Here is a 21,344-nt window from a genome sequence, read left to right on the forward strand (position 1 = left end):
TCCAACGCGCATGTGGTCTAACGTCCTGGTAACGACGATACGGTCTCGTTCCGTCGGCGCACTACCGCCCCCCTCGCGCATCACCCCCGAACGGAAGCGCCCCCTCGTGAGCCTTGACATCGAGTCCTCCTCAGCGGCGCCCGCGCCGCCCGGCGTTCCGGCGCCGTCCCCCGCTGCGCTTGCGGCCGAGCACGGCCTCACGGTCAGCGGGGCCCGTCCCAGTCTGGGTGCCTACGTGCGGCAGCTGTGGGGACGCCGGCACTTCATCACCTCGTACGCCACGGCCCGTGTGTCGGCGCAGTACACGCGGGCCCGCCTGGGCCAGCTCTGGCAGGTGCTGACCCCGCTGCTCAACGCGGCCGTGTACTACCTGATCTTCGGCCTGCTGCTGGGCACCGACCGCGGCGTGGACAACTACATCGCGTTCCTGGTCACCGGCATCTTCGTCTACACCTTCACCCAGTCCTCGGTGATGGCGGGTGTCCGCGCCATCTCGGGCAACCTCGGACTGGTGCGGGCCCTGCACTTTCCCCGTGCCAGCCTGCCGATCGCGCAGACGATCATGCAACTGCAGCAGCTGCTGATGTCGATGATCGTGCTCGTCGCCATCGTGCTGATGACCGGCGAGGTGCCGGGCCCGTCCTGGCTGCTCGCGATCCCGGCGCTGCTGCTGCAGTCGGTCTTCAACGCGGGCCTGGCGCTGGTGATGGCGCGGCTCGGCAGCAAGATGACCGACCTCGCGCAACTGATGCCGTTCATCCTGCGGACCTGGATGTACGCCTCCGGCGTCATGTACAGCATCAGCCACTTCGCGGCGCACGCGCCGCAGGCCGCGAAGATCCTGCTCGGACTGAACCCGGCGGCGGTCTACATCGACCTGATGCGCTTCGCGCTGATCGACAGCTTCACCTCCGAGCAGCTGCCCCCGCACGTGTGGGCGGTCGCCCTGGGCTGGGCCGTGGTCATGGGCGCCGGGGGCTTCGTGTGGTTCTGGAAGGCTGAGGAGAGGTACGGCCGTGGCTGAGCGCATCCCCACCGTGATCGTGGACGACCTGCACATCGTGTACCGGGTGCACGGCGCGGGTACCGGCCGCGGCACCGCGGTCAACGCCCTGTCGCGGCTGATCCGCCGCAAGGGCGGCAACCCGAACGTCCGCATGGTGCACGCGGTGCGCGGTGTGAGCTTCACCGCCTACCGGGGTGAGTCCATCGGGCTCATCGGCTCCAACGGCTCGGGCAAGTCCACCCTGCTCAAGGCGGTCGCGGGCCTGCTGCCCGCGGAGAGCGGCAAGGTGTACACCCAGGGGCAGCCCTCGCTGCTCGGCGTGAACGCCGCGCTGATGAACGACCTGACCGGCGAGCGCAACGTCATGCTCGGCGGTCTCGCGATGGGCATGTCGCAGGAAGAGGTCAGGCAGCGCTACGACTCGATCGTCGACTTCTCCGGCATCAACGAGAAGGGCGACTTCATCTCGCTCCCGATGCGGACCTACTCCTCCGGCATGGCGGCCCGCCTGCGCTTCTCGATCGCCGCGGCCAAGAGCCACGACGTCCTGATGATCGACGAGGCGCTGGCGACCGGTGACAACCGGTTCCGCAAGCGCTCCGAGGCGCGGATCCGCGAGCTGCGCAAGGAGGCCGGCACGGTCTTCCTGGTCAGCCACAACAACAAGTCGATCCGCGACACCTGCGACCGTGCCATCTGGCTGGAGCACGGCACGCTGCGCATGGACGGTCCGACGGACGAGGTACTCAAGGCCTACGACGCGTTCACCCAGGGGAAGTGACGCCGCCCGGCGCGAGCCGGGCACCGGTGCCAGACTGAGGACGGACACCGGGACCACGGCAGCACCGGGCACGCACGCAGGCCAAGGAGACCGCCATGCTCACCACCCAGTACGTCAACGGCGCCCCGAACTGGATCGACCTGGGCAGCCCGGACCCGGGGGCGGCGGTCACCTTCTACACCGGTCTCTTCTCCTGGGACGCACAGCCGCTCGGGCCCGAGGCCGGCGGCTACGGCTTCTTCCGCCTCGGCGGGAAGACCGTGGCCGCCTTCGGGCCGCCCAGCGGGGAGGGCGTGCGGCCCTCCTGGACGCTGTACTTCCAGACGGCCGACGCCGACGCCACCGCCAAGGCGGTCGAGCAGGCCGGCGGCACGGTCCGCCTCGCGCCCTTCGACGTCTTCACCAACGGCCGGATGGCGGGCTTCACCGACCCCGGGGGAGCGGAGTTCGCCGTGTGGCAGCCCCGCGACACCAAGGGCCTCGACGTGGTCACCGAGCCGGGCAGCCTCGGATGGGCGGAGCTGTACGCGCCGGACGCCGCCGCGGCCCGCGACTTCTACGGCTCGGTCTTCGAGTGGCAGGCGCAGGACGTGCCCCTCGGCACCACCAGCTACACGGTGCTCTCGACCTCGGGCGGCGGCCGGGAGGCGTCCCTGGGCGGGATCGTGCAGATCACCGGCGAGATGAGGGAGGCCGGCGTCACCCCGCGCTGGCTGCCCTACTTCGAGGTCGAGGACGCCGACGCGGTGGTCGCCAAGGCCGGGCAGCTCGGCGGGAAGGTCGTCATGGCGCCCCGGCACGCCGAGGGCGTCGGACGCTTCGCGCACCTCGCGGACCCCTTCGGCGCGCTGTTCGCCGTCATCGCCAGCCAGCCGCGGCAGAGCTGACGGAGCGGCACGGGGGCCACTGTCAGTGCCCGCCGCAGGACTGGGCGCGACCGGGGCACAGGACGCCCGTCCGAAGGAGCACGCCATGCTCAGCATCAACGACGTTCCCGGCGCGCCCGACTGGCTCGACCTGGGCTCTCCCGAGCGGTGACCTCGGCTCCGCCCACCGGCCGGCCCGTGGGGTCGGCACCTGACAGCTGATCAAGCCCCCGATCCGTGGTGCCGTCGGCCGGCCATGGCACGCACGTGTCCATTCGTCCTCAGGCGTCCAGCCAGTGCCGTCGCCCCAGGTGGATCAGGTAGAGCTCCTTGCGGGCCCGTTGGGCGACGAGCCGCTCGGCAGCGGTGTCCCCGGCCGGCGCCTCCATGAAGGCGATCGCCGTCATCAGCATGCGGTCCACGTACAGTTCGGCGAGCATGCGCATGTCCTCGGGTGTCCAGCCCCGCGAGACGGGCTGCGCGCCGAGTGCCTCGGCCACTTCGTCGGCGAAGAGCGAGAGTTCGGCGGCGATGGCCTCACGGACGGCCTGCACCCCGCCGTGCCGCTCGCGGGCGATGAAGCGGATGTGTGCCCGGTGGTCGCGCACGTGCAGGGTGATGACGCCGACGGAGCGGGCGATGACCTCCTCGGCGTCGTCCTGCTCGGCCAGGATCGCCCGGATCATCGCGTGGAGACTGCCCAGCGATTCGGCGACCAGGGCCACCCCGAGATCGCCCATGTCGCGGAAGTGCCGGTAGAAACCGGCGGGCGCGACGCCGACTTCACGGGTGACCTCGCGCAGTCCCAGGCTGCTCAGGCTCTGGTTCTCCAGCAGGCGCAGGCCCGCGTCGAGAAGGGCCCGCCGGGTCTGCTGCTTCTGGGCCTCACGGATTCCGAGGGTGTGACTCATGTCATCCAGTAAACATCCGTTCGCCGAGTTACGCGAGAGTAGACTGCCCACTCAGTGAACAACTGTTTTCCCAGTTGTTCACTGAGTTGCCTCGTCCGCAGCCCGCAGTGCCATCCGGCAACCGAGAAAGGCGCACGTCCGTGACCCTCCTCGTCGTCCTGGTCGCCATGGGGATCCTCCTGGGCACCGTCTCGTACACCCCGTTCCCCGTCTTCTTCGTCGCCGTGGGCGTGGTCGGTGCCTGGCTGCTGACGTTCTACGTCCGCGAGCGCGTCGGGCACCACCGCCACCGCTGACCCCACGTCTCCCAGGGGGGAACCCACAATGGACTCCTACGTACCCGCCCGTGAGCGCGAACTGCGCGCCAGGGAAGCCCGGTCGGGCTCGGACGGCTCCGACGGCATGGCCGTCGCGTCGTTCGTGCTGGGCCTGGTCGGCCTGCTGGCCTTCAACATCGTGCTCGGCCCCTTCGCCCTGATCCTCGGTGGCGTCGCGCTCGTCCGGGGCACCCGGCGGCCGGTCCGGGCGGTCCTCGGCCTGGTGCTCGGCGCGGCAGACCTGATGGTGCTGGTCGTGCTCATCACCATGAACAAGGGCTTCATCTGGCCCTTCGGCCTCTGACCGCGAGGGGACGCGGCCGGCGGAAACGGGGGAAAGGGTCCCCACCCTGCACGGGGGGGTGGGGGCCCTTCCGTACGTCCGGGACCGGGGGCGGGGCCGTCGCGGGCGGACGGGGTCTAGTCGAGGGTCCAGCCTCCGGAGGACCAGTAGCCGTACTCGGGGCGGCCCTTGACGCTGCTGGTCCGGAAGGGGCGGCCGCCGTCGCCGATGCGGACGGTCTCCGTCGGGCCGCCGGCGCTCCACTCCAGCTCCAGGAACCAGTCGCAGTCGCAGCGCACCGTGCGGGCGTGCACCCGGAGCACCAGCGGGTCCTGGGCGGTGACCTGGTAGGGGAGACGGACCGCGGGCAGGATGCGCTCGCTGTCGGAACCGTCCCGCGGATGCGGCTGCGGGCGGTCCGCGTCGAGGTCCACCGCGTACTCGGCGGGGGTCAGCGCTCCGCCGCAGCCGTTGTCCATCGCGTACGACGACCAGCGCAGCGGCTCGCGGCGATCGACGACGCGGATGTGCAGGGCCTGCACCACCACCGGCGTCGACCCGCGGCCCCGGATCGTGGCCTCGACGATGGTCGTACCGCCGTGCACGGCGCCGAGGGCTTCGGCCCAGGCGCGCGCGTCCTGGGAGACCGGCGGGGGAGGGACGTCCGCGGGGGGCCGGTCGATGAGGTAGCGGTGACCGCAGCCGTTCTCCCAGACGTGCGAGCGCACGCTCCAGGCCGGCGGCCGCGCCTGCTCCAGGGGGCGGGAGGTCGGGCCGGCGGGGGATCGTGGGCCGGCGTCCGGGTCCGTGGCCGACGGCTTCGTGGACGAGGCCTGCCCGGAAGGGGACGCCCCGGGCGAGGCGGGGACCGTGCCCGTCCCGCCGGGCGGGGCCGGTGTGCCTCCCGTACCGCCGGGGAGCGCGGAGGGCGAGGCCGCGGCGTGGGCCGGGGGCCGCTCGCCGCCGGTGCCGTTGGTCATCGCCAGCGCGGCGCCGGTGAGCACGAGCGCGGCCACCGGTCCGGCGACGGCGGGACGGGACAGCCGGTGGCGCCAGGAACGCGGCGGGCGCGGCGCCGGGACGGTGCCGGTCGGCTCCGGTTCGGCGGGCGCCCCGGGGGCCGTCCCGAGGCCGGGCAGGGGCGCGGGCCCGGCCGAGGCCTTCCCGGTGGAGGCCTTCCCGGCGGAGGGGCTCCCGGCGGAGGGGCTCCCGGCGGGCGCGGCGCCGGCGCCCGCCGCGTCGGCGGTCCCCTCGCGCTTCACCGCCGCATCGCCGCCGCCGCGGTTGCCCACGCGCCGTACCGCGTCCGCGAGCACCCACCGCCGGTGCAGCTCGACCAGTTCCTCCGGGCCCGCGCCGCACAACCGCGCCAGGCGTTCCACGACCGCGTAGTCGGTCGGCACGGCGTCGCCGTTGCAATAGCGGTGCAGCGTCGAGGTGCTGACGTGCAGCCGGGTCGCCAGCTGCCCGTAGCTCAGCCCCGAACGGCCCTTCAGCTCACGTAAACACCGGGCGAAGCGCTCACTGCCCGCCGCCGTACCACCCATGTCCCGCGCCCCCGACGCCTTCCCGTGTCCCGGCCGCCCGTTCCAGGGCGCTCACGTCTCCCCAGGCCAGGGTACGCGCAACCGTTCCGGCGTCCCGGAAGCCGCCGCGGCTGTTGCCGGGCCGTGACGGTGCCGCGCAGGCTGGGGTGCAGTACCGCCGCCGCCGGGCGACGGTCCTCGTCCACGACCTGCCACGGGGGAACCACCTTGAAACGGACACTCGCCCGCCGCGCCGCCGTGACCGCGCTGTCCACGGTCGCCGCCACCTCCCTCCTCGCCGCCGGGTCCGCCGAGGCCGGCGCCGCCGCCGCGCCCACCGCGGCGCCGAGGTTCCTCGCGCCGAAGGAGCTGCCGCCGTACCCCTTCTCGCCCTGGTACGCCGACCGGGTCCACAGCGGCCTGCCCGAGGGCGGCACCGCCTGCACGCGGAGCGGCCTGCCCCGCAAGGGCGTGTCCCACCGCTCGTTCTGGACCGAACTGGACACCAACGCCCAGCAGGTCACCTTCGTGACCGAGAACACCAGGGCGGCGCGTGCCCTCGCCGCCAAGCTCCGCAAGTCCGTGCGGGGCTGCGTCGCCCGCTTCCTGGAGCACAACCCGGGCGCGCAGGGCGACTGGAAGGACTTCGGCGGCCTCGCCGTGGAGGAGGGCGCTCACGTCTACGGCGTGCACGTGGCACCCCCCGAGTCCGAGCACAACGTCCGGCTCTACGGCATCGGCCGCGACGGCCGCACCGTCACCGTCGTCGAGTGGGGCCAGATGGGAACCCTGGACGGGATCCCGCTGAAGGCATTCAAGAAGACCACCAGGACCGGCGTGAACAAGCTGTACCGCTGAGGCCGCGGCACGGCCCACGGACACCGGCGGCGGGACCCCGGGGGGAGCCCCGCCTCCGGAGCGGCACCGCGACCGTCACAGCGGCTCGACGCGGGTCAGTCCGCCCGCGTCGAGCCGCAGCCAGCACGTGATGCCGATGCCCCGAAGGAAAGGCAGGTCGTGGCTCGCCACGACCAGTGCCCCCTCGTAGGAGGCCAGCGCTGTCGTCAACTGCCGCACGCTCGCCATGTCCAGACTGTTCGTCGGCTCGTCCAGCAGGAGCAGCTGCGGCGCCGGCTGGGCGAGCATCAGCGCCGCGAGCGAGGCCCGGAACCGCTCCCCGCCCGACAGCGAACCGGCCGCCTGGTCGGCCCGTCCCCCACGGAACAGGAAGCGGGCCAGCGACGCGCGGATGCGGTTGCCCGTCGCCTCCGGGGCGAACCGCGCCACGTTGGCCACGACCGACAGCTCGTCGTCCAGGACGTCCAGCCGCTGCGGCAGGAAGCGCAGCGGCACGTGCGCCAGCGCCTCGCCCGCCGCCGGGGGCAGTTCGCCGGTGATCGTCCGCAGCAGCGTCGTCTTCCCGGCGCCGTTCCGGCCGACCAGCGCGATCCGTTCCGGGCCGCGCAGCTCCAGGTCCCCGGCCGGTGCCCCGTAGGCCGTCCGCAGCGAGCGCAGCGTCAGCACGGTGCGGCCGACCGGGACCGCGGTGTGCGGCAGGTCGACGCGGATCTCGTCGTCGTCACGCACCGCCTCTACGGCCTCGTCCAATCGCTCCTTCGCCTCCGCCAGCCGCTCGGTGTGCAGGATGCGGTGCTTGCCCGCCGACACCTGGGCGCTGCGCTTGCGCACTTTCATCACGGCGCGCGGCTCCCGCTTGGAGTCGTACATCTTCTGCCCGTACCGCACCCGGCGGGCCAGCTTGACGTTGGCGTCCGCCAGTTCACGCTTCTGCCGCCGCACATCGGACTCCGCGACGCGCAGCATGCGCTCGGCGGCCTCCTGCTCGACGGCCAGGGCCTCCTCGTAGGCGGCGATGTCGCCCCCGTACCAGCGGACCCCGCCATCGCGCAGTTCGGCGATCCGGTCGACGTGCCGGAGCAGTTCGCGGTCGTGGGAGACGACCACCAGGACACCGTTCCAGGAGGCGACCGCCTCATGGAGCCGCCGCCTGGCCGACAGGTCCAGGTTGTTGGTCGGCTCGTCGAGCAGCAGCACGTCAGGACGGCGCAGCAGCAGGGTCGCGAGCCGCAGCAGGACGCCCTCGCCGCCGGACAGTTCGCCGACGACCCGGTCGAGGCCGACGTGGCCCAGCCCGAGGCCGTCCAGTCCGGCGCGGGCCCGCTCCTCCACGTCCCAGTCGTCGCCGACCGCCGCGAAGTTCTCCTCGCGCGCGTCGCCGGCCTCGATGGCGTGCAGCGCGGCCCGCGCTTCCGCGATGCCCAGGGCCTCGTCCACCCGCAGCGCGGTGTCGAGGACGACGTCCTGCGGCAGGTAGCCGACCTCGCCGGCGACCCGCACCGTGCCGCCGCCGGGCGTCAGTTCGCCGGCGATGAGTTTCAACAGGGTCGACTTCCCCGATCCGTTGAGCCCGATCAGGCCGGTACGGCCGGGGCCGACGGCGAGCTGGAAGCCGTCCAGGACGGAAGTGCCGTCCGGCCAGGCGAAGGAGAGGTCGGTGCAGGTGATGGAGAGGGTGGGATGTCCCATGGTGTCCTCCGGGGTACTCGTGAATGACGACGGATCGGCACACGGGGACACCGGAAGGCGGGCGCTGCGCGGAGGCGGCTGCTCACGGCCGAGGTCGCACACGGCCCGCGCGAACGCCGGTTCGGCGCCGCGGGCACGGTGTCCCGGACCTCAGAAGAGCAACGGCCTTCTCCAATCGGACGGTGGCAGGGCCTGAGCAGAAGCTACGCCGGCACCGGGCCCCCGGCAACGCATTTACGGAGCGCCGGGCGCATGGCAGTGTGACGCCGTGAGCTCCCGGACCCCGACCACCGCTCCGGACGGCCGCGCCGCCTCCGTCCTCCGCTTCACCACGGAACTCGTCGCCTGGGTCGCGACCCCGTGGGCCCTGTCCGGGCACTCCTGGCTGCTCGCCGTGCTGTCGGTGGTCGTGCTGATCGGCCTGCCGACGGTGTTCGCCACCCCCGGCGACAAGGCGCAGGTGATCGTCCCCGTCCCCGGCGCGGTGACCGTCGCTCTGGTGCTGCTGCAGCTCGGTGCAGCCGTCGTCTCCTCCTGGGCGGCCTGGCCCGCGCCGGTCGCGGTGCTGGTCGGCGTGCTGGCTGCGGCCACCGTCGTGGCCGAGATCCCCCGCTGGCGGTGGCTGACGGTCAATGGATTTGGTCCTGGCGCCGGCACCCCGTAGGGTGGTGTTCACCGACGCGGGGTGGAGCAGCTCGGTAGCTCGCTGGGCTCATAACCCAGAGGTCGCAGGTTCAAATCCTGTCCCCGCTACTGAAGCCGAGGGCCTGGTGCGAGAGCACCGGGCCCTCGGTGTTTCCGTGCCGGTGCGTGTCCGGCCGTGCGCTCAGCGTTTGCGGAGCGGTTCGTACGGCGGAACGTCGCGACCCGGCTGCCAGTGCGGGCCCTGGCGGATGTGCCGGACGATCACGACCAGGTCGATGGCCGCGGCGAGTGCCAGCAGGCCGAAGAAGACGGCCCACCCGGTGCGCCCGAGGTCCGCGAAGAACACCGTCCCCGCGATCGCCCAGGCCAGCCCGAAGGCCGCCAGTGCGAGCCGCATCCGCAATGCGCTGCGAGCCCGCAGGGGCTCGTTCCCGGTACGTTCCATGCGCATGGAAAACGCCTCCTCATCCGGTTCGTACCCGGCTACGCTCGTCCCATGACATGGCGACATTGATCCTCCCCCGAGTCCCCACTGGCGCGCAGGCTCTACGCCTACGCCTTCCTCGAGGACCTGATCCCGCTCTACCCGGTGTACGCGGTGCTCTTCGCCGGCGCCGGGCTGTCCGAGGCGGGGATCTCCTCGCTGTTCGCCGTGTGGTCACTCACGGCGTTCCTGCTCGAGGTGCCCTCGGGCGTGTGGGCCGACCGCTTCTCCCGGCGTGCCCTGCTCACCGTCGCGCCCCTGCTGGCCGGGGCGGGCTTCACGCTGTGGACCCTGTGGCCCTGCTACGCCTCCTTCGCCGCCGGATTCGTTCTGTGGGGCGCCGGTTCCGCGCTGCGGTCGGGGGCGCTGCAGGCGCTGGTCCACGAGGAGCTGACCCGCGTCGGCGCCCCCCACGCGTACGCCCGCCTCACCGGCCGCGCGCAGGCCCTCGGCACCACGGCGGCCCTGGCGGCGACCGCGCTGGCGGGGCCGCTCCTCGCGGCCGGCGGTGACCGCGCGGTCGGGCTGGTCAGCGTCGCGGTGACGGTGCTCACCGCCCTGGCCGCCGTGGCACTGCCGGAGCCCCGCGGCCGCGGGACCGCCGCGGCCGGGCCCGGCGCCGCCGCCGCGCATGCCGGGCTGCTGCGCGAGGCCCTCGACCAGGCCCGGCACACCCCCGGCGCCGGGCGCATGGTGGGCGTCGTCTCGCTGCTGGCCGGCGCGACCGCGCTGGACGAGTACGTCCCGCTGCTGGCGCAGGCGACCGGCGTGCGGCCGTCGTTCGTCCCCCTGCTCGTACTCCTGGTGACCGCTGGCGCCACGGCCGGCGCCTGGCTCGCCGGCCGCGGCACCCGATGGGCACCGCTCGCACCGGCGGTGGCGGCGGTGTGCCTGGCCGCGGGTGCGGCGGGGGCGCATCCGGCGGGCCTGGCACTGGTGGCCGTGGCCTTCGGCCTCCTCGACTGGTCGACGGTGGCCGCCGACGCCCGCCTCCAGGAGCGCATCAGCGACCGCACCCGCGCGACGGTCACCTCCCTGGCGGGCCTGGGGTCGGAGGCCGTCGCACTCCTGCTCTTCGGCTGCTGGGCCCTGGGCTCCCACTGGTCCGGCCCGGGGCCGCTGTTCGCCCTGGCGGCCCTGTCGTTCCTCCTTCCCGTGTTTCCGCTGTGGCGGTGCAACATTTCCGTACCTCCACGACGTCAGTGAGGTGAAGGCGACACCGGACGACGATGGGGTGGGGCATGCACGAGGACCGTACGGAGGACTTCCTGGACTTCGCGAGGATCCGCGCGGCACCTCTCTTCCGTTCGGCCTGCCTGCTCACCGGCGGTGACACCCACCTCGCCGAGGACCTCGTGCAGGAGACCCTCGGCAAGATGTACGTCACCTGGCGGCGCGTCGCCCGCGTCGGCAACCCGGCCGGCTACGCCCAGACCGTGCTCGTCCGCACCTTTCTCAGCCACCGGCGGCGGCGCAGCAGTGGCGAGTCGCCCACCGGTGAGCTCCCCGACGTGCCCGCGGGCGCCGACGGCTCCGACAGCGACACCGCGCTGCTGCGGCTCACCCTCCTCGACGCCCTCGCCCGGCTCGCGCCCAAGGACCGCGCGGTCGTGGTCCTGCGCTACTGGGAGGACCGCAGCATCGAGGAGACCGCCGACGCGATGCGGGTCAGTCCCAGTGCCGTGCGCACCCGGTCGGTCCGCGCCCTCGCCCGGCTCCGCGAGCTCCTCGGCGACAGCCTCGCGGAACTCGTCTCCTCCCGCTGACCTCCCCTCTTCCCACTACTGCTCAGGACGGTGGTTCACCATGCCCTTCGAAGACGACCTCGGAGCCGCGCTCCGGCGCACCGGCGACACCTTCGGCACCGACAGCCGCGCCCTCGTCGCTGCGGGCCTCATCCAGGGCCGCAGTCTGCGCCGCCGCCGCACGGCGGCCGTCACCGGCACGGTCGCGGCCGTCGTGGCCGCCGGCGTGACGGCAGGCCTGGTCCTGCCGGGGGGCACGACCCAGAAGGCCGGGCCCGCGGCGACCAGCACCCCTGACCCGGCCCGCACGTCCAAGGGCAAGGGCGGCCGGACGATCTCCGACGCGCAGATGCTCGGCCTCTTCGAGCAGCTGCTCCCCAAGGGCGAGATCCTCAGCGGTCGGGCCTCGGGCACGCGGCACGCCAAGGGGAGGCCGCCGGCCCCCTACGCCGAGGTCGTCTGGGACGACGGCGACGGCGCCTCGACGATCTCGATCGGCTTCAACCGCGTCGAGGCCGGTCAGAGCGAGACCGAGTGCCCCGACCTCGCGTTCATGAAGCAGGGCACGACGTGCACCCGCACCGAACTCCCCGGCAAGTCGGTACTCGTGATCGTCAAGGGCTGGGAATACCAGGACAGCCGCCAGGGGCCCAAGAGCTGGCGCGCCACCCTGACCACCCGCGACGGCCGGCAGATCATGGCGGACGAGTGGAACGCACCCGCCGAGAAGGGCAAGCCCACCACCCGGGAGAACCCGCCGCTGAGCGCCGACCAGCTCGGTGCCCTGGTGCGCGCCCCGCAGTGGGAGGGCGTCTTCGCCGACTTCCCCGTGGCGTCGGGGAAGGCCGCGCGCCCAGGCTCCGTATCCGCGGAACCCGGCGGGGACGCGATCGTGAAGGTGCTGACGTCGGCTCTTCCCCAGGGCCTGAAGGTCAGCGCGATGGCCGGGGAGTCCGGCTACGCCCACGTCACCGTGGACGACGGCCACGGTGCCACCTTCGTCGAGGTCAACGTCCAGCGGTGGGCGAAGAAGAACCTCAAGGACCTGCGGTTCCCGAACCCCACGATCCTGCCCGACGGCACCAAGGTGGTCACCCGCCAGGGCGGCAGCGGCGAACCCGGGGTCGTGCAGTGGACCGCCGACACCCTGCGCCCGGACGGGTTGCGGGTCGTCATCTCCGAGCTCAACTCCGGCGGCTACCACCGCCCCCCGACCCGTTCGGCGCCCGCCCTCGACATGGATGCCCTGGTGGCCGCGGCGACCGACGCCAAGTGGAAGACGTTCGGCTGATCACTCGGGCGGCCCGCCCGGCGGGCCGCCCGCTCTGAAGTCGGTTAGCCTCACTTGGGTTCCGGCCGGATTCACCGAGTCGCTGCTGAGGGGGGAACAACAGGCATAGAATTCCGAGTCGTTGAGCCGTCAACCGACTTGCTCAGGGGGATCGCATGTCCCGACTTCCGTCCCGGCGCACGATGTTGCGTGCGGTGGCCACCGCAGGCGGCGCCGTCGTCGTCGGATTCGACCCGGCCGGCAGGAGCTGGGCCGTGGCGGCGACCGGCACGGACCGGGCGGACGGCGCGCTGGTGGGGCTGCCGCGCCTGGACGGGACGCTGCTCACCGACGGCGCCTCGATCGGCGCCGCCGCGGACGACTTCGGGCACATCGTGCACCACAGGCCGGTCGCGGTGCTGCGTCCGGGTTCGGTGGACGATGTCGTCGCCATGGTGCGCTTCTGCAACCGGCACGGGCTGAAGGTGGCGCCGCGCGGCCAGGGTCACGGGACGTTCGGCCAGGCGCAGGCCGACGGGGGGCTGGTCGTCGAGACCACGCCCCTGGCGCGGATCGGCCCGGTCGGACCACACAGCCGCACCGTCACGGTCGGCGCCGGAGCCAAGTGGAGTGATGTCACCAGGGCCACCCTGGCGCACGGCCTCACACCGCCCGTCTTCACCGACTACCTCGAACTCTCCGTCGGCGGCACGCTGTCGGTGGGCGGCCTGGGCGGGCAGAGCCACCACCACGGCGCCCAGGTCGACAACGTCACCGAGCTGCAGGTCGTCACCGGCGCGGGCGAGCTGGTGCGCTGCTCCCCGGCGCGGCACCGGGACCTGTTCGAGGCGGTGCTGGCGGGCCTGGGCCAGTGCGCCGTCATCGTCTCGGCCACACTGCGCCTGGTGCAGGCCCCAGCGACGGTCCGGCACTACCTGCTGCCGTACCACGACCTCGGGACCTTCCTCGGTGACCAGCGACTGCTGGTCACCGACGGCCGGTTCGGCTACGTCGAGGGCCAGGTCCTCCCGGACGCGAACGGAGCGTTCCGCGGCTACGTCCTGGAAGCCGTCTCCTACGACGCGTCTCCCGACGACGCCGAGTTGCTGGCGGGGCTGCACCACGACACCGCGGGCGTGCAGACCGAGAACCTCGGCTACTTCGACTTCCTCGACCGGCTCGCCGCCTCGGTGGCGGCGCTCAAGGCCGCCGGCCTGTGGGACTTCGCCCACCCCTGGCTCAACCTGCTGATCCCCGGCGACAAGGCCGCCGCGGTCGCCGGCGGCATCCTCGACGCGCTCACACCCGAGGACCTCGGCCCCGGTGTCGTGCTGCTCTACCCGCTGCTGCGCGAGCGCCTGCACCGGCCCCTGCTGCGGGCCGGCCGGGACCCGGTCCCGTACCTGCTCGCCGTGCTGCGCACCACCCCGCCGCAGGACTCCGCGACCGTCGGCCGACTCCTGGCCGCCAACCGCGCCGCGTTCGAGGCCACCCGGGCGGCCGGAGGCACCCAGTACCCGGTCGGCTCCATCCCGTTCAGCCGCGCTGACTGGCGTGACCACTTCGGCTCCGCGTGGCCCGCGCTGGCGGCGGCCAGGCGGCGCTACGACCCGCGGGGGATCCTCGTTCCCGGCCAGGGGATCTTCTGAAGCGGGTCGGCCGCCCCGTAAGGTCCCCCCATGGGGAGACACATCGCGTTCGAGCGACTGCACAACTTCCGGGACCTGGGCGGCTACCGCACGGCCGACGGCCGCACGGTCCGTTGGGGGAGGCTCTACCGTTCCGACGCGCTCTCGAAGCTCGTGGGCACGGACCTGGAGCGCTTCGCCGCCCTCGGGGTACGCACGGTCATCGACCTGCGCCACCCGTTCGAGATCGAGGCCAAGGGCCGTGTCCCGGAGGCCACCGGGGTCGCGTACCACAACCTCAGCATCGAGCACCGGCCCGTCGACCAGGCCGCGTTCGGGCCGGAGGTCGACACGACCGCCTTCTACGCCCGGCTGCACGCGGATGTCGCGGCCGACGGCGTCAAGGAGCTGGCGCGGGCGCTGGAGGTGATCGCCGCCGGCACCAGCGGACCGCTGGTCTTCCACTGCGCGGCCGGCAAGGACCGCACGGGCCTGCTGGCGGCGCTGGTGCTCGGGCTGATGGGGGTGTCCGAGGAGGACATCGTCGCCGACTACGCGCTGAGCGAGCTGGCGACCGCCCGCCTGCTCGCGGACTGGACCGCGGCCAACCCGGAGCGGAGCCTGCGGTGGCCGGGCTGGGGGACGGCGCCCGCCGACGCGATGCGGATCTTCCTCGCCGGCCTGACCGCCGAGCACGGTTCCGTCGAGGGGTACGCCCGCGCGCGGCTCGGCGCGGATGACACCCTGCTCGGCGCCCTGCGGGAGGTGCTGCTCACCGACTGACCCCATGACGCGCGACTCACCGGACGTGCGCACCGCTGTGATGTCCGCCCTCACGGTCCTCTGCTTCGGCTTCGTCGCGGCTGCCGGAGGCCGCCCGGGACGACGTCGGCAGCGTCACGCCGCTGCCCGCACCCGCCGCGGTGATGGACGCCGGCCCGGCCCGGCCCGGCCCAGTCCGACCGGCCCGACCGGCCCGACCGGCCGCCTGGCGCCAACCGGCCTGACCGGCCCGGTCACCGCCGCGCGACAGGGCCCCGGGCTTCCTTGTCACCATGGGCACCCTCGGCGACCGGACCGGCCGCGGAAGTCGCTGCTCATCGGTGCCACCCCGCGTACGGCGCCACCTTGGTGCCCGACCTCCGCCCCCGCCTCAGCCGGGGACGATCAGGTCGATACCGTAGGCCGCCACCGCCAGGCAGGCCGCGAAGCACAGGGTGGCCACGGCCAGGGCCGCCCTCGCCCGGCCGTCGCGCGGCCGCCCGTCGCGCGGGTCCCCGCCGCCGGCGCGGCCCCACGCGGCGACGCCCAGCGAGAACATCACCACGACGGCGATCGTGATGCCCAGGCTGGCCCCGAACACGCCGCCGAGATTGCCCCACTTGATGTCCATGCGGCTCCGTTCCTCACCGTCACCCGGCCGACTGGCCGGCGGGGCTGGGCTGCGGCGCACCGGGCCGCGTGTCGTTGACGTTGTCCGCGTTCACCGGGCGACGGCGCGACAGGAGGTAGAAGCCCGCGGCGGCGGCGACCGCCACACCCGCCACGAGCGCCACACCCAGGTCGCCGTGGTCGGCGACCCAGGCCGCCACCCCGCCCACGGCCGCCGCCGCGGGGAGCGTCAGCACCCAGGAGACGGCGATCCGCCCGGCGACGCCCCAGCGGACCTGGGCGAGTTTGCGGCCCAGGCCGGCGCCCAGGATGCTGCCCGTGCACACCTGGGTGGTGGACAGCGCGAAGCCCAGGTGCGAGGACGCGAGGATCACGGAGGTCGCGCTCGTCTCGGCGGCGAAGCCCTGCGGGGCCTCGATGTCGGTCAGCCCCTTGCCCATGGTGCGGATGATCCGCCAGCCCCCCACGTACGTGCCGAGCGCGATCGCCAGCCCGGCGCTCAGCACCACCCACCAGGGCGGACCGGCACCGGGCGCGAGCAGTCCCCCGGAGATGAGCGTCAGCGTGATGACCCCCATGGTCTTCTGCGCGTCGTTGGTGCCGTGGGCGAGCGCGACGAGCGAGGCGGAGCCGACCTGGCCGGCCCGGAAGCCCCGCTTCACCGTGTCCCGCCGGGTCCGTCTGCTGATCACGTAGGCCAAATAGGTCGCCATCATCGCCACCACGCAGGCCACGACGGGCGAGGCGACCGCCGGGATCACGACCTTCTCCAGGACCTCGCCGGCGTTGACCGCGGACACGCCCGCGCCCACCCAGACCGCGCCGATGAGCCCGCCGAACAGAGCGTGCGTGGAACTGGAGGGCAGGCCGAGCAGCCAGGTGACGAGGTTCCACAGGATGGCCCCCACCAGCCCGGCGAAGATCATCACAGCGGACACCTTGGCGTCGTCGACGATGCCGTTGGAGATGGTCCTGGCGACCTCGGTCGACAGGAACGCCCCCAGGAGGTTCAGCACACCGGCCACCGCCACGGCCACCCTGGGCGCGAGCGCGCCCGTGGCGATGGACGTCGCCATGGAGTTGGCCGTGTCGTGGAACCCGTTGGTGAAGTCGAAGGCGAGCGCCGTGACGATGACGATCACGAGGAGAAAGGAGACAGTGCCCACCGCGGACCTCCCACCCGGGTGCGGTGCAGTTCACCGGGCCCTTTTGCCGTTGTCGCGTCGGGATTCCAGGCTATGCGAGGTGACGGGGGGCCGCATGGCACGGGCACCGGCCGGGGAAGGCCCGCGGGAAAACCCGTGGCGGGGTGCCGGCCGCGGTGGGCAGGATGCCCGCATCATGGAGAACACCGAGATGCCGTACCGGCGCATCAGGGCCGCGCACACCGACGACACCGTGACGGTATATCAGGCCTACCGCCCCGGGATCGGCGATCACGCCGCGCTGCACGGCAGCTTCCCGGCGAGCTGGAGCCGCTCCCGGATGACGTGGATCAAGCCGTCGTTCCTGTGGATGATGTACCGCAGCGGCTGGGGCCGGAAGGAGGGGCAGGAGCGGGTGCTGGCCCTCGACATCCGCCGCGACGGTTTCGACTCGGCGCTTCGGCAGGCCTGCCTGTCGCACTTCGACCGCTCGGTGTACCCCGACCGCGAGACCTGGGCCGAGCGCGTGCGCGGCACGCAGGTCCGCGTCCAGTGGGACCCGGAGCGCGACCTCTCGCTGCGTCCGCTGCCGTACCGCTCGCTGCAGCTCGGACTCACCGGCCGGGCGACGCGCGACTACGCCGACCACTGGATCGTCCGGATCCGGGACGTCACCGGGCTCGCCCACCGCGTCCACGAACTCGTGCGCTCCGGCGACCGCGAGGCCGCCGCGGCGCTGCTGCCGCGGGAACGGCCCTATCCGCTCGACCCGGCGACCGCCGCCGTGATCGGCGCGACGCCGGAGCTCAGCGGCCCTCCAGCGACGCGATGAGCCGCTTCGGGGCGATCACGCGGTAGCTCTCCTCGACCCGGTCGCACAGCACCTCGGCGGCGGGCGCCTGCCAGGTGAGGGGGACCGAGACCCCCGGGCGCCGGGGACCGACATGGCGTGCTCGTGGGCCTGGGGATCCTTGAGCTCGACGTTGATGCCGGGCGGGTGAGTGCCGACGCCGACGAAGACGAAGACCTTGCTGCCGACCTTGACGACGCACTCGCCCCAGGGGAAGCGCTCGGCCGCGCCGGGCAGCGTGAGCGCGAAGGCGCGCACCTGCTCGCGCACGGCGAGCGGATCGTGGACGGTGGTCACGGGCCTCCCCGGGGGGCAGTCGCGGACGGCGGGCGACAGGCGTGCGTACGCCCGATGCCAGGCCCCGTCGTCAAAGTCCCTCCCCCGACCTTCGGCCGGGGGTGCCCCACCCCGCGGCTCCCCCGGCTTCGCGGTGGGAACCGCGGGGCCCGCCCTCCGGGCGGCCGGCGCTGCACGGAGGCGTCGCCCTCGCCGCCCCGGCCGGCGGTGCTCGCCGCGGGCGCGGCGGGGAGCGCGCCGAGGGGATGGCCCGTGGAACGCGGGGCGGTGGCCTGGGCGGCGTTCGCGGTGACGAGGGTGGAGTGGCTGCGGGCCGCGCCGATCGTCACGCCGTGCGCGGCGAAGGCCGTACGGGCGGCGACCGCGCCGGTGCCGGCCGGCTCGTGCTGCCGGACGAGCTCGTGGGCGGCGGCCGCGACGGGGCGGCCGCCGGGGTGGACGGCGATGCGTCGGCCGGCACGGCGAGCGAGGTGGCCAGGGCACGGGCGGGCAGCGCGGCGGTGACCGTCGCCCGCCGGCCGGTTCGGGGAGTGCGCGTGCTCGTCCTGGGGGTGGAGGTGGCGCAGGAGTTCGACCCGACGGTGCGATGACGGCATCGCCACGCCAATGAGGAACGGCGCGCTTCGGTAGCGAACGCCCGGACCCCCCAGTGCGCCGCCGACGGGCCGCCCTGCGGGGATCCGGCGCGGCGGGCCGCTCAGACGCCGCGGTGCAGCACCCCGTCCAGGACCGCCGACCACGCACGGACGATGCCCGCGCGGCGGGCGCTGTCGTCGCTGAGGAGGTTCGCCAGGCCCAGGCCCCGCGCCATGTCAAGGGTGGCCTGGACGGCCTCCCTGACCCCGGTCACCGCCTCGTCCGCGCCGAGCATCTCCACGGCGAGCCGGTGCGCCTCCCGGCCGATCCGCGACTCCAGCGCCGTCACCCGGGGCCGCAGTTGCTCCTCGTTGGCGGCGGCCACCCACAGGTGGAGGGCCGCCCGGAATATCGGCCCCGTGTAGAGGTCGACGACCATGCCGACCACGGCGTGCGTGCGGGGCACGCCCTTGCGGGGGAGGGCGTGCGCGTGCTCCCGCAGGGCCACCAGCCACTGCTCGGCGACGAACTCGATCGCCCCGGTGAACAGGTCCTCGCGGGTGGGGAAATGATGCTGCGCCGCGCCCCGCGACACCCCCGCCCGCTCGGCTACCACCGTCACCGTACTGCCTGCCCAGCCGCGTTCGGCCAGGCAGGCGACGGCCGCCTCCAGCAGCCGCTGCCGGGTGGCGCGGCTGCGGTCCTGCTTGGGCGTACGGGTGGTGGCGCTCACAGCGCCCATGGCGCGGCCCGCCGTTCGAGGAACGCCCGCATCCCCTCCGCCGCCTCGGGCGAGCCGAACAGCCGGGCCGACCGCTCGATCAGCGCCGTCGCGTCCCGGTCGAAGACGCGCAGCACGGCGGCCGTCGTCAGCGTCTTGGACTCCGCGAGCCCCTGCGGCGAGGCCGCGCGCAGCCCGGCCAGGATGCCCTCCAGCGCCTCCTCCGGCGCGGCGACCAGACCGGTGCGGACGGCCTCCGCCGCGTCCAGGACCTCGCCCGTCAGGTAGTGACGCGCGGCGGCCCGGGCGTCCATGCGCGGCAGCACCGTCAGCGAGATCACGGCCGGTGCGAGGCCGAGCCGTGCCTCGGTGAAGGCGAAGCTCGCCTCCGGCCCCGCCACCGGGATGTCGCAGGCCGCCAGCAGCCCGAGGCCGCCGGCGCGCACATGACCCGTCACATGTGCCACGACGGGCTTGGGCAGTTCCACGATCGCCCGCAGCAGCGCCACGAGCCGCCGCGGCCCCTCCGGCGACATCGCCTCCTTCAGGTCCGCGCCCGCGCAGAAAGTGCCGCCCGTGTGCGTGAGCAGCACCGCCCGTGTGGCCGGGTCCTTGCCGGCGTGGGCCAGCGCGTCGGACAGCTCGTCGACCATGCGTGCGGAGAGCGCGTTGCGGTTGTGCGGGGAGTCCAGCGTCAACGTGGTGATCCCCCGGTCGTACGCGCTCCGCACGAAAGGTGCCGCGGCGTCGTCGGTCATCCGGTGGTTCCCCTTTCCCGGGCGCGCAGTTCACGCCGGAGGATCTTGCCGCTGGCGGCCCTCGGTATCGCGTCGGTGAACTCCACCCGGCGCACCTTCTTGTACGGGGCGACCCGCGCGGCCACGTGCGCGATCACGTCGTCCGCGGTGAGGGCGGAGCCCTGCTGCGGCACCACGTACGCCTTGGGGATCTCGGTGCCGTCCTCGTCCACCACGCCGATGACCGCCGCGTCGGCCACCCGCGGGTCGGTGAGCAGCACAGCCTCCAGCTCTGCGGGCGGCACCTGGTAGCCCTTGTACTTGATCAGCTCCTTGACCCGGTCGACGACGTGCAGCCATCCGTCGGCGTCCACCCGGCCGATGTCGCCGGTGTGCAGCCAGCCGTCCTCGTCGATCATGGCGGCGGTCTCCTCGGGCCGTCCCAGATAGCCCTTCATGACCTGCGGACCGCGGATGTGGATCTCCCCGGAGCCGTCGCCGCCGTCCTCCTCGTCGAGCGGCACGATCCGCATCTCGGTGCCGGGCAGCAGCTTGCCGACCGCGCCGGGCGGCGCGTCGCGGGCGTCCAGCGGCACCACGTGCGTGCCCGGGGAGAGTTCCGTCATCCCGTACGCCTGGAGGACCGGCGGCAGCCCCAGCCGCTTGGAGCACGCCTGGGCCAGCTCCGCGTCGAGCGGGGCCGCCGAGCACAGCACGTACTCCAGCGAGCTCAGGTCGTGCGCCGCGACCGCCGGGTGCTTGGCGAGCGCCAGCACGATCGGCGGCGCCACGAACAGCCCCTGCACCCGGTGGGCCGACACCGCCTTCAGGAACTGCTCCAGGTCGAAGCGCGGCAGCACCACGACCGTGGCGCCCTTGCGCAGCGGGGCGTTCATGAGCGCGGTGAGCCCGTAGATGTGGAAGAACGGGAGCACGGCCAGGATGCGGTGCCCCGGCCCCATCGCCAGCGTCGGGTCCAGCTGGGCGAGGTTGGTGGCGATGTTGCGGTGGGTCAGCATCACGCCCTTGGGCACGCCGGTGGTGCCCGAGGAGTACGGCAGCGCGGCCACGTCCTCGCCCGGGGCGAAGGCGATCTCCGGCTCGGGGGCCGTGGACCCCAGCAGGTCGAGGACCGAACGGTGGCCCTCGGCACTGTCGCAGACCAGGATCTCCCGCACTCCGCCCGCCTGCTCCGCGGCCTCGCGGGCCGTCTCCAGCAGGGGCGCGACGGTGACGATCCACGAGGCGCCGCTGTCCCGCAGCTGCCGGGCGAACTCCTCGGTGGTGGCGAGCGGATGCACCGTGGTGACGGCCGCGCCGGCACGCGTGGCGCCGTAGAAGACCGGCGGGTAGGCGATGGTGTTGGGACTGTGCAGGGCGAGGACGTCGCCCTTGCGCAGCCCCGACTCCGCCAGCGCCGCCGCGATGCGGCGGGTGAAGGAGTCGAGCTGCGCGTAGGTGAGCGTCGTGCCCTCCACCCCGTCGATGAGCGCGGGCCGGTCACCGAACTCGGCGGCGCGGCCCAGTACCGCCTCGTGGATCGGCAGGTCGACGGCGGGAACCTCGGGGTACTCGCTGTGGAACACGGCCGGCTGTGGCATGGCCGTTCCCCCCTCC

24 protein-coding genes, 1 tRNA gene and 1 pseudogene are annotated in these 21,344 nt (G+C 73.6%); 16 read left to right on the forward strand and 10 right to left on the reverse strand.

The window, feature by feature from the left end:
• Nucleotides 1-106 precede the first annotated feature (106 nt).
• The 4 genes from ACRWNP_RS15820 to ACRWNP_RS15835 all read left to right on the forward strand — a co-directional run bounded on the left by ACRWNP_RS15820 (nt 107) and on the right by ACRWNP_RS15835 (nt 2,825).
• Nucleotides 107-1,024 carry an ABC transporter permease gene (locus ACRWNP_RS15820; protein WP_431961861.1) on the forward strand — a complete coding sequence of 306 codons (918 nt, stop codon included), beginning with the start codon at nt 107-109 and terminating at the stop codon, nt 1,022-1,024.
• On the forward strand, nt 1,017-1,787 hold the full coding sequence (locus ACRWNP_RS15825; RefSeq protein ID WP_431961862.1) for an ABC transporter ATP-binding protein: 771 nt from the start codon (nt 1,017-1,019) through the stop codon (nt 1,785-1,787). The genes ACRWNP_RS15820 and ACRWNP_RS15825 overlap by 8 nt, the downstream gene beginning before the upstream one ends.
• 95 nt (nt 1,788-1,882) lie before the next feature.
• On the forward strand, nt 1,883-2,674 hold the full coding sequence (locus ACRWNP_RS15830; protein WP_431961863.1) for a VOC family protein: 792 nt from the start codon (nt 1,883-1,885) through the stop codon (nt 2,672-2,674).
• A 25-nt stretch (nt 2,675-2,699) separates the two neighbouring features.
• Nucleotides 2,700-2,825, forward strand: a complete 126-nt coding sequence (locus ACRWNP_RS15835; protein ID WP_431961864.1) for a hypothetical protein — start codon at nt 2,700-2,702, stop codon at nt 2,823-2,825.
• Nucleotides 2,826-2,934: 109 nt separating this feature from the next.
• Here ACRWNP_RS15835 and ACRWNP_RS15840 read toward each other — a convergent pair whose 3' ends face one another.
• Nucleotides 2,935-3,564, reverse strand: a complete 630-nt coding sequence (locus ACRWNP_RS15840; protein WP_431961865.1) for a TetR family transcriptional regulator — start codon at nt 3,562-3,564, stop codon at nt 2,935-2,937.
• Nucleotides 3,565-3,704: 140 nt separating this feature from the next.
• Between ACRWNP_RS15840 and ACRWNP_RS15845 the strand changes: the two genes are divergently transcribed.
• Together ACRWNP_RS15845 and ACRWNP_RS15850 are read left to right on the forward strand one after the other, a co-directional pair.
• Complete coding sequence (locus ACRWNP_RS15845) at nt 3,705-3,860, forward strand: hypothetical protein (RefSeq protein WP_431961866.1); 156 nt, start codon at nt 3,705-3,707, stop codon at nt 3,858-3,860.
• Between the two features lie 28 nt (nt 3,861-3,888).
• Nucleotides 3,889-4,185: a DUF4190 domain-containing protein gene (locus tag ACRWNP_RS15850; protein ID WP_431961867.1), complete on the forward strand. Its 297-nt coding sequence runs from the start codon at nt 3,889-3,891 to the stop codon at nt 4,183-4,185.
• A gap of 116 nt (nt 4,186-4,301) precedes the next feature.
• On the opposite strand, the gene ACRWNP_RS15855 is transcribed toward ACRWNP_RS15850, so the two are convergent.
• Complete coding sequence (locus ACRWNP_RS15855; RefSeq protein ID WP_431961868.1) at nt 4,302-5,711, reverse strand: helix-turn-helix domain-containing protein; 1,410 nt, start codon at nt 5,709-5,711, stop codon at nt 4,302-4,304.
• A 207-nt stretch (nt 5,712-5,918) separates the two neighbouring features.
• Between ACRWNP_RS15855 and ACRWNP_RS15860 the strand changes: the two genes are divergently transcribed.
• Nucleotides 5,919-6,548 carry a hypothetical protein gene (locus ACRWNP_RS15860; RefSeq protein ID WP_431961869.1) on the forward strand — a complete coding sequence of 210 codons (630 nt, stop codon included), beginning with the start codon at nt 5,919-5,921 and terminating at the stop codon, nt 6,546-6,548.
• 75 nt (nt 6,549-6,623) lie between these two features.
• Here the strand turns inward: ACRWNP_RS15860 and ACRWNP_RS15865 are convergent, their stop codons facing one another.
• Nucleotides 6,624-8,237 (reverse strand): ABC-F family ATP-binding cassette domain-containing protein, encoded by a 1,614-nt coding sequence (locus ACRWNP_RS15865; RefSeq protein WP_431961870.1) that lies wholly within the window; start codon nt 8,235-8,237, stop codon nt 6,624-6,626.
• Nucleotides 8,238-8,505: 268 nt separating this feature from the next.
• Here ACRWNP_RS15865 and ACRWNP_RS15870 point away from each other — a divergent pair, with 268 nt between their 5' ends.
• Together ACRWNP_RS15870 and ACRWNP_RS15875 are read left to right on the forward strand one after the other, a co-directional pair.
• Nucleotides 8,506-8,901 (forward strand): hypothetical protein, encoded by a 396-nt coding sequence (locus tag ACRWNP_RS15870; protein ID WP_431961871.1) that lies wholly within the window; start codon nt 8,506-8,508, stop codon nt 8,899-8,901.
• A gap of 15 nt (nt 8,902-8,916) precedes the next feature.
• Nucleotides 8,917-8,990 (forward strand) — tRNA-Met (locus ACRWNP_RS15875).
• Between the two features lie 73 nt (nt 8,991-9,063).
• On the opposite strand, the gene ACRWNP_RS15880 is transcribed toward ACRWNP_RS15875, so the two are convergent.
• A complete protein-coding gene (locus tag ACRWNP_RS15880; RefSeq protein WP_431961872.1) occupies nt 9,064-9,333 on the reverse strand; it encodes a DUF6343 family protein in 270 nt (89 codons plus the stop codon).
• Between the two features lie 138 nt (nt 9,334-9,471).
• Between ACRWNP_RS15880 and ACRWNP_RS15885 the strand changes: the two genes are divergently transcribed.
• The 5 genes from ACRWNP_RS15885 (at nt 9,472) to ACRWNP_RS15905 (ending at nt 14,792) form a co-directional block, all read left to right on the forward strand.
• Nucleotides 9,472-10,572, forward strand: a complete 1,101-nt coding sequence (locus tag ACRWNP_RS15885) for an MFS transporter (protein WP_431961873.1) — start codon at nt 9,472-9,474, stop codon at nt 10,570-10,572.
• Nucleotides 10,573-10,607: 35 nt separating this feature from the next.
• Complete coding sequence (locus tag ACRWNP_RS15890) at nt 10,608-11,132, forward strand: SigE family RNA polymerase sigma factor (RefSeq protein WP_431961874.1); 525 nt, start codon at nt 10,608-10,610, stop codon at nt 11,130-11,132.
• A gap of 40 nt (nt 11,133-11,172) precedes the next feature.
• A complete protein-coding gene (locus tag ACRWNP_RS15895) occupies nt 11,173-12,402 on the forward strand; it encodes a hypothetical protein (RefSeq protein WP_431961875.1) in 1,230 nt (409 codons plus the stop codon).
• Between the two features lie 155 nt (nt 12,403-12,557).
• Complete coding sequence (locus tag ACRWNP_RS15900) at nt 12,558-14,030, forward strand: FAD-binding protein (protein ID WP_431961876.1); 1,473 nt, start codon at nt 12,558-12,560, stop codon at nt 14,028-14,030.
• Nucleotides 14,031-14,060: 30 nt separating this feature from the next.
• The gene (locus ACRWNP_RS15905; protein ID WP_431961877.1) at nt 14,061-14,792 is read left to right on the forward strand and encodes a tyrosine-protein phosphatase; all 732 of its coding nucleotides are present in this window, start codon (nt 14,061-14,063) and stop codon (nt 14,790-14,792) included.
• Nucleotides 14,793-15,162: 370 nt separating this feature from the next.
• On the opposite strand, the gene ACRWNP_RS15910 is transcribed toward ACRWNP_RS15905, so the two are convergent.
• Together ACRWNP_RS15910 and ACRWNP_RS15915 are read right to left on the reverse strand one after the other, a co-directional pair.
• On the reverse strand, nt 15,163-15,402 hold the full coding sequence (locus tag ACRWNP_RS15910; RefSeq protein ID WP_431961878.1) for a hypothetical protein: 240 nt from the start codon (nt 15,400-15,402) through the stop codon (nt 15,163-15,165).
• A 19-nt stretch (nt 15,403-15,421) separates the two neighbouring features.
• Nucleotides 15,422-16,567, reverse strand: coding sequence for an inorganic phosphate transporter (locus ACRWNP_RS15915; protein WP_431961879.1), 1,146 nt, complete (start codon nt 16,565-16,567; stop codon nt 15,422-15,424).
• A gap of 175 nt (nt 16,568-16,742) precedes the next feature.
• Between ACRWNP_RS15915 and ACRWNP_RS15920 the strand changes: the two genes are divergently transcribed.
• Complete coding sequence (locus ACRWNP_RS15920; protein ID WP_431961880.1) at nt 16,743-17,378, forward strand: DUF4291 domain-containing protein; 636 nt, start codon at nt 16,743-16,745, stop codon at nt 17,376-17,378.
• Here the strand turns inward: ACRWNP_RS15920 and ACRWNP_RS15925 are convergent.
• Nucleotides 17,353-17,693: pseudogene (locus tag ACRWNP_RS15925) on the reverse strand (MmcQ/YjbR family DNA-binding protein). The gene ACRWNP_RS15920 and the pseudogene ACRWNP_RS15925 sit on opposite strands and share 26 nt — an antisense overlap.
• A gap of 332 nt (nt 17,694-18,025) precedes the next feature.
• Between ACRWNP_RS15925 and ACRWNP_RS15930 the strand changes: the two are divergent.
• On the forward strand, nt 18,026-18,283 hold the full coding sequence (locus ACRWNP_RS15930; protein WP_431961881.1) for a hypothetical protein: 258 nt from the start codon (nt 18,026-18,028) through the stop codon (nt 18,281-18,283).
• A 107-nt stretch (nt 18,284-18,390) separates the two neighbouring features.
• On the opposite strand, the gene ACRWNP_RS15935 is transcribed toward ACRWNP_RS15930, so the two are convergent.
• Genes ACRWNP_RS15935 through ACRWNP_RS15945 form a run of 3 tightly spaced genes read right to left on the reverse strand, consistent with a single transcriptional unit; the run spans nt 18,391 to nt 21,328 of the window.
• Nucleotides 18,391-19,011 carry a TetR/AcrR family transcriptional regulator gene (locus tag ACRWNP_RS15935; RefSeq protein ID WP_431961882.1) on the reverse strand — a complete coding sequence of 207 codons (621 nt, stop codon included), beginning with the start codon at nt 19,009-19,011 and terminating at the stop codon, nt 18,391-18,393.
• Entirely contained in the window at nt 18,999-19,748 is a 750-nt protein-coding gene (locus ACRWNP_RS15940; protein WP_431961883.1) for an enoyl-CoA hydratase family protein, read from the reverse strand. The genes ACRWNP_RS15935 and ACRWNP_RS15940 overlap by 13 nt, the downstream gene beginning before the upstream one ends.
• Nucleotides 19,745-21,328 (reverse strand): 4-coumarate--CoA ligase family protein, encoded by a 1,584-nt coding sequence (locus tag ACRWNP_RS15945; protein ID WP_431961884.1) that lies wholly within the window; start codon nt 21,326-21,328, stop codon nt 19,745-19,747. Before ACRWNP_RS15945 ends, ACRWNP_RS15940 begins: the two co-directional genes overlap by 4 nt.
• Nucleotides 21,329-21,344: the final 16 nt, after the last annotated feature.

Source organism: Actinacidiphila sp. bgisy160 (genome assembly GCF_965342435.1).
GTDB lineage: Bacteria > Actinomycetota > Actinomycetes > Streptomycetales > Streptomycetaceae > Actinacidiphila.

Bases quoted from the DNA above. Each gene is read 5' to 3' on its own strand.
- ACRWNP_RS15830 (WP_431961863.1), top strand. From the start codon at position 1,883: ATGCTCACCACCCAGTACGTCAACGGCGCCCCGAACTGGATCGACCTG.
- ACRWNP_RS15840 (WP_431961865.1), bottom strand. From the start codon at position 3,564: ATGAGTCACACCCTCGGAATCCGTGAGGCCCAGAAGCAGCAGACCCGG.
- ACRWNP_RS15850 (WP_431961867.1), top strand. From the start codon at position 3,889: ATGGACTCCTACGTACCCGCCCGTGAGCGCGAACTGCGCGCCAGGGAA.
- ACRWNP_RS15855 (WP_431961868.1), bottom strand. From the start codon at position 5,711: ATGGGTGGTACGGCGGCGGGCAGTGAGCGCTTCGCCCGGTGTTTACGT.
- ACRWNP_RS15865 (WP_431961870.1), bottom strand. From the start codon at position 8,237: ATGGGACATCCCACCCTCTCCATCACCTGCACCGACCTCTCCTTCGCC.
- ACRWNP_RS15880 (WP_431961872.1), bottom strand. From the start codon at position 9,333: ATGCGCATGGAACGTACCGGGAACGAGCCCCTGCGGGCTCGCAGCGCA.
- ACRWNP_RS15890 (WP_431961874.1), top strand. From the start codon at position 10,608: ATGCACGAGGACCGTACGGAGGACTTCCTGGACTTCGCGAGGATCCGC.
- ACRWNP_RS15895 (WP_431961875.1), top strand. From the start codon at position 11,173: ATGCCCTTCGAAGACGACCTCGGAGCCGCGCTCCGGCGCACCGGCGAC.
- ACRWNP_RS15900 (WP_431961876.1), top strand. From the start codon at position 12,558: ATGTCCCGACTTCCGTCCCGGCGCACGATGTTGCGTGCGGTGGCCACC.
- ACRWNP_RS15905 (WP_431961877.1), top strand. From the start codon at position 14,061: ATGGGGAGACACATCGCGTTCGAGCGACTGCACAACTTCCGGGACCTG.
- ACRWNP_RS15910 (WP_431961878.1), bottom strand. From the start codon at position 15,402: ATGGACATCAAGTGGGGCAATCTCGGCGGCGTGTTCGGGGCCAGCCTG.
- ACRWNP_RS15920 (WP_431961880.1), top strand. From the start codon at position 16,743: ATGGAGAACACCGAGATGCCGTACCGGCGCATCAGGGCCGCGCACACC.
- ACRWNP_RS15935 (WP_431961882.1), bottom strand. From the start codon at position 19,011: ATGGGCGCTGTGAGCGCCACCACCCGTACGCCCAAGCAGGACCGCAGC.
- ACRWNP_RS15940 (WP_431961883.1), bottom strand. From the start codon at position 19,748: ATGACCGACGACGCCGCGGCACCTTTCGTGCGGAGCGCGTACGACCGG.
- ACRWNP_RS15945 (WP_431961884.1), bottom strand. From the start codon at position 21,328: ATGCCACAGCCGGCCGTGTTCCACAGCGAGTACCCCGAGGTTCCCGCC.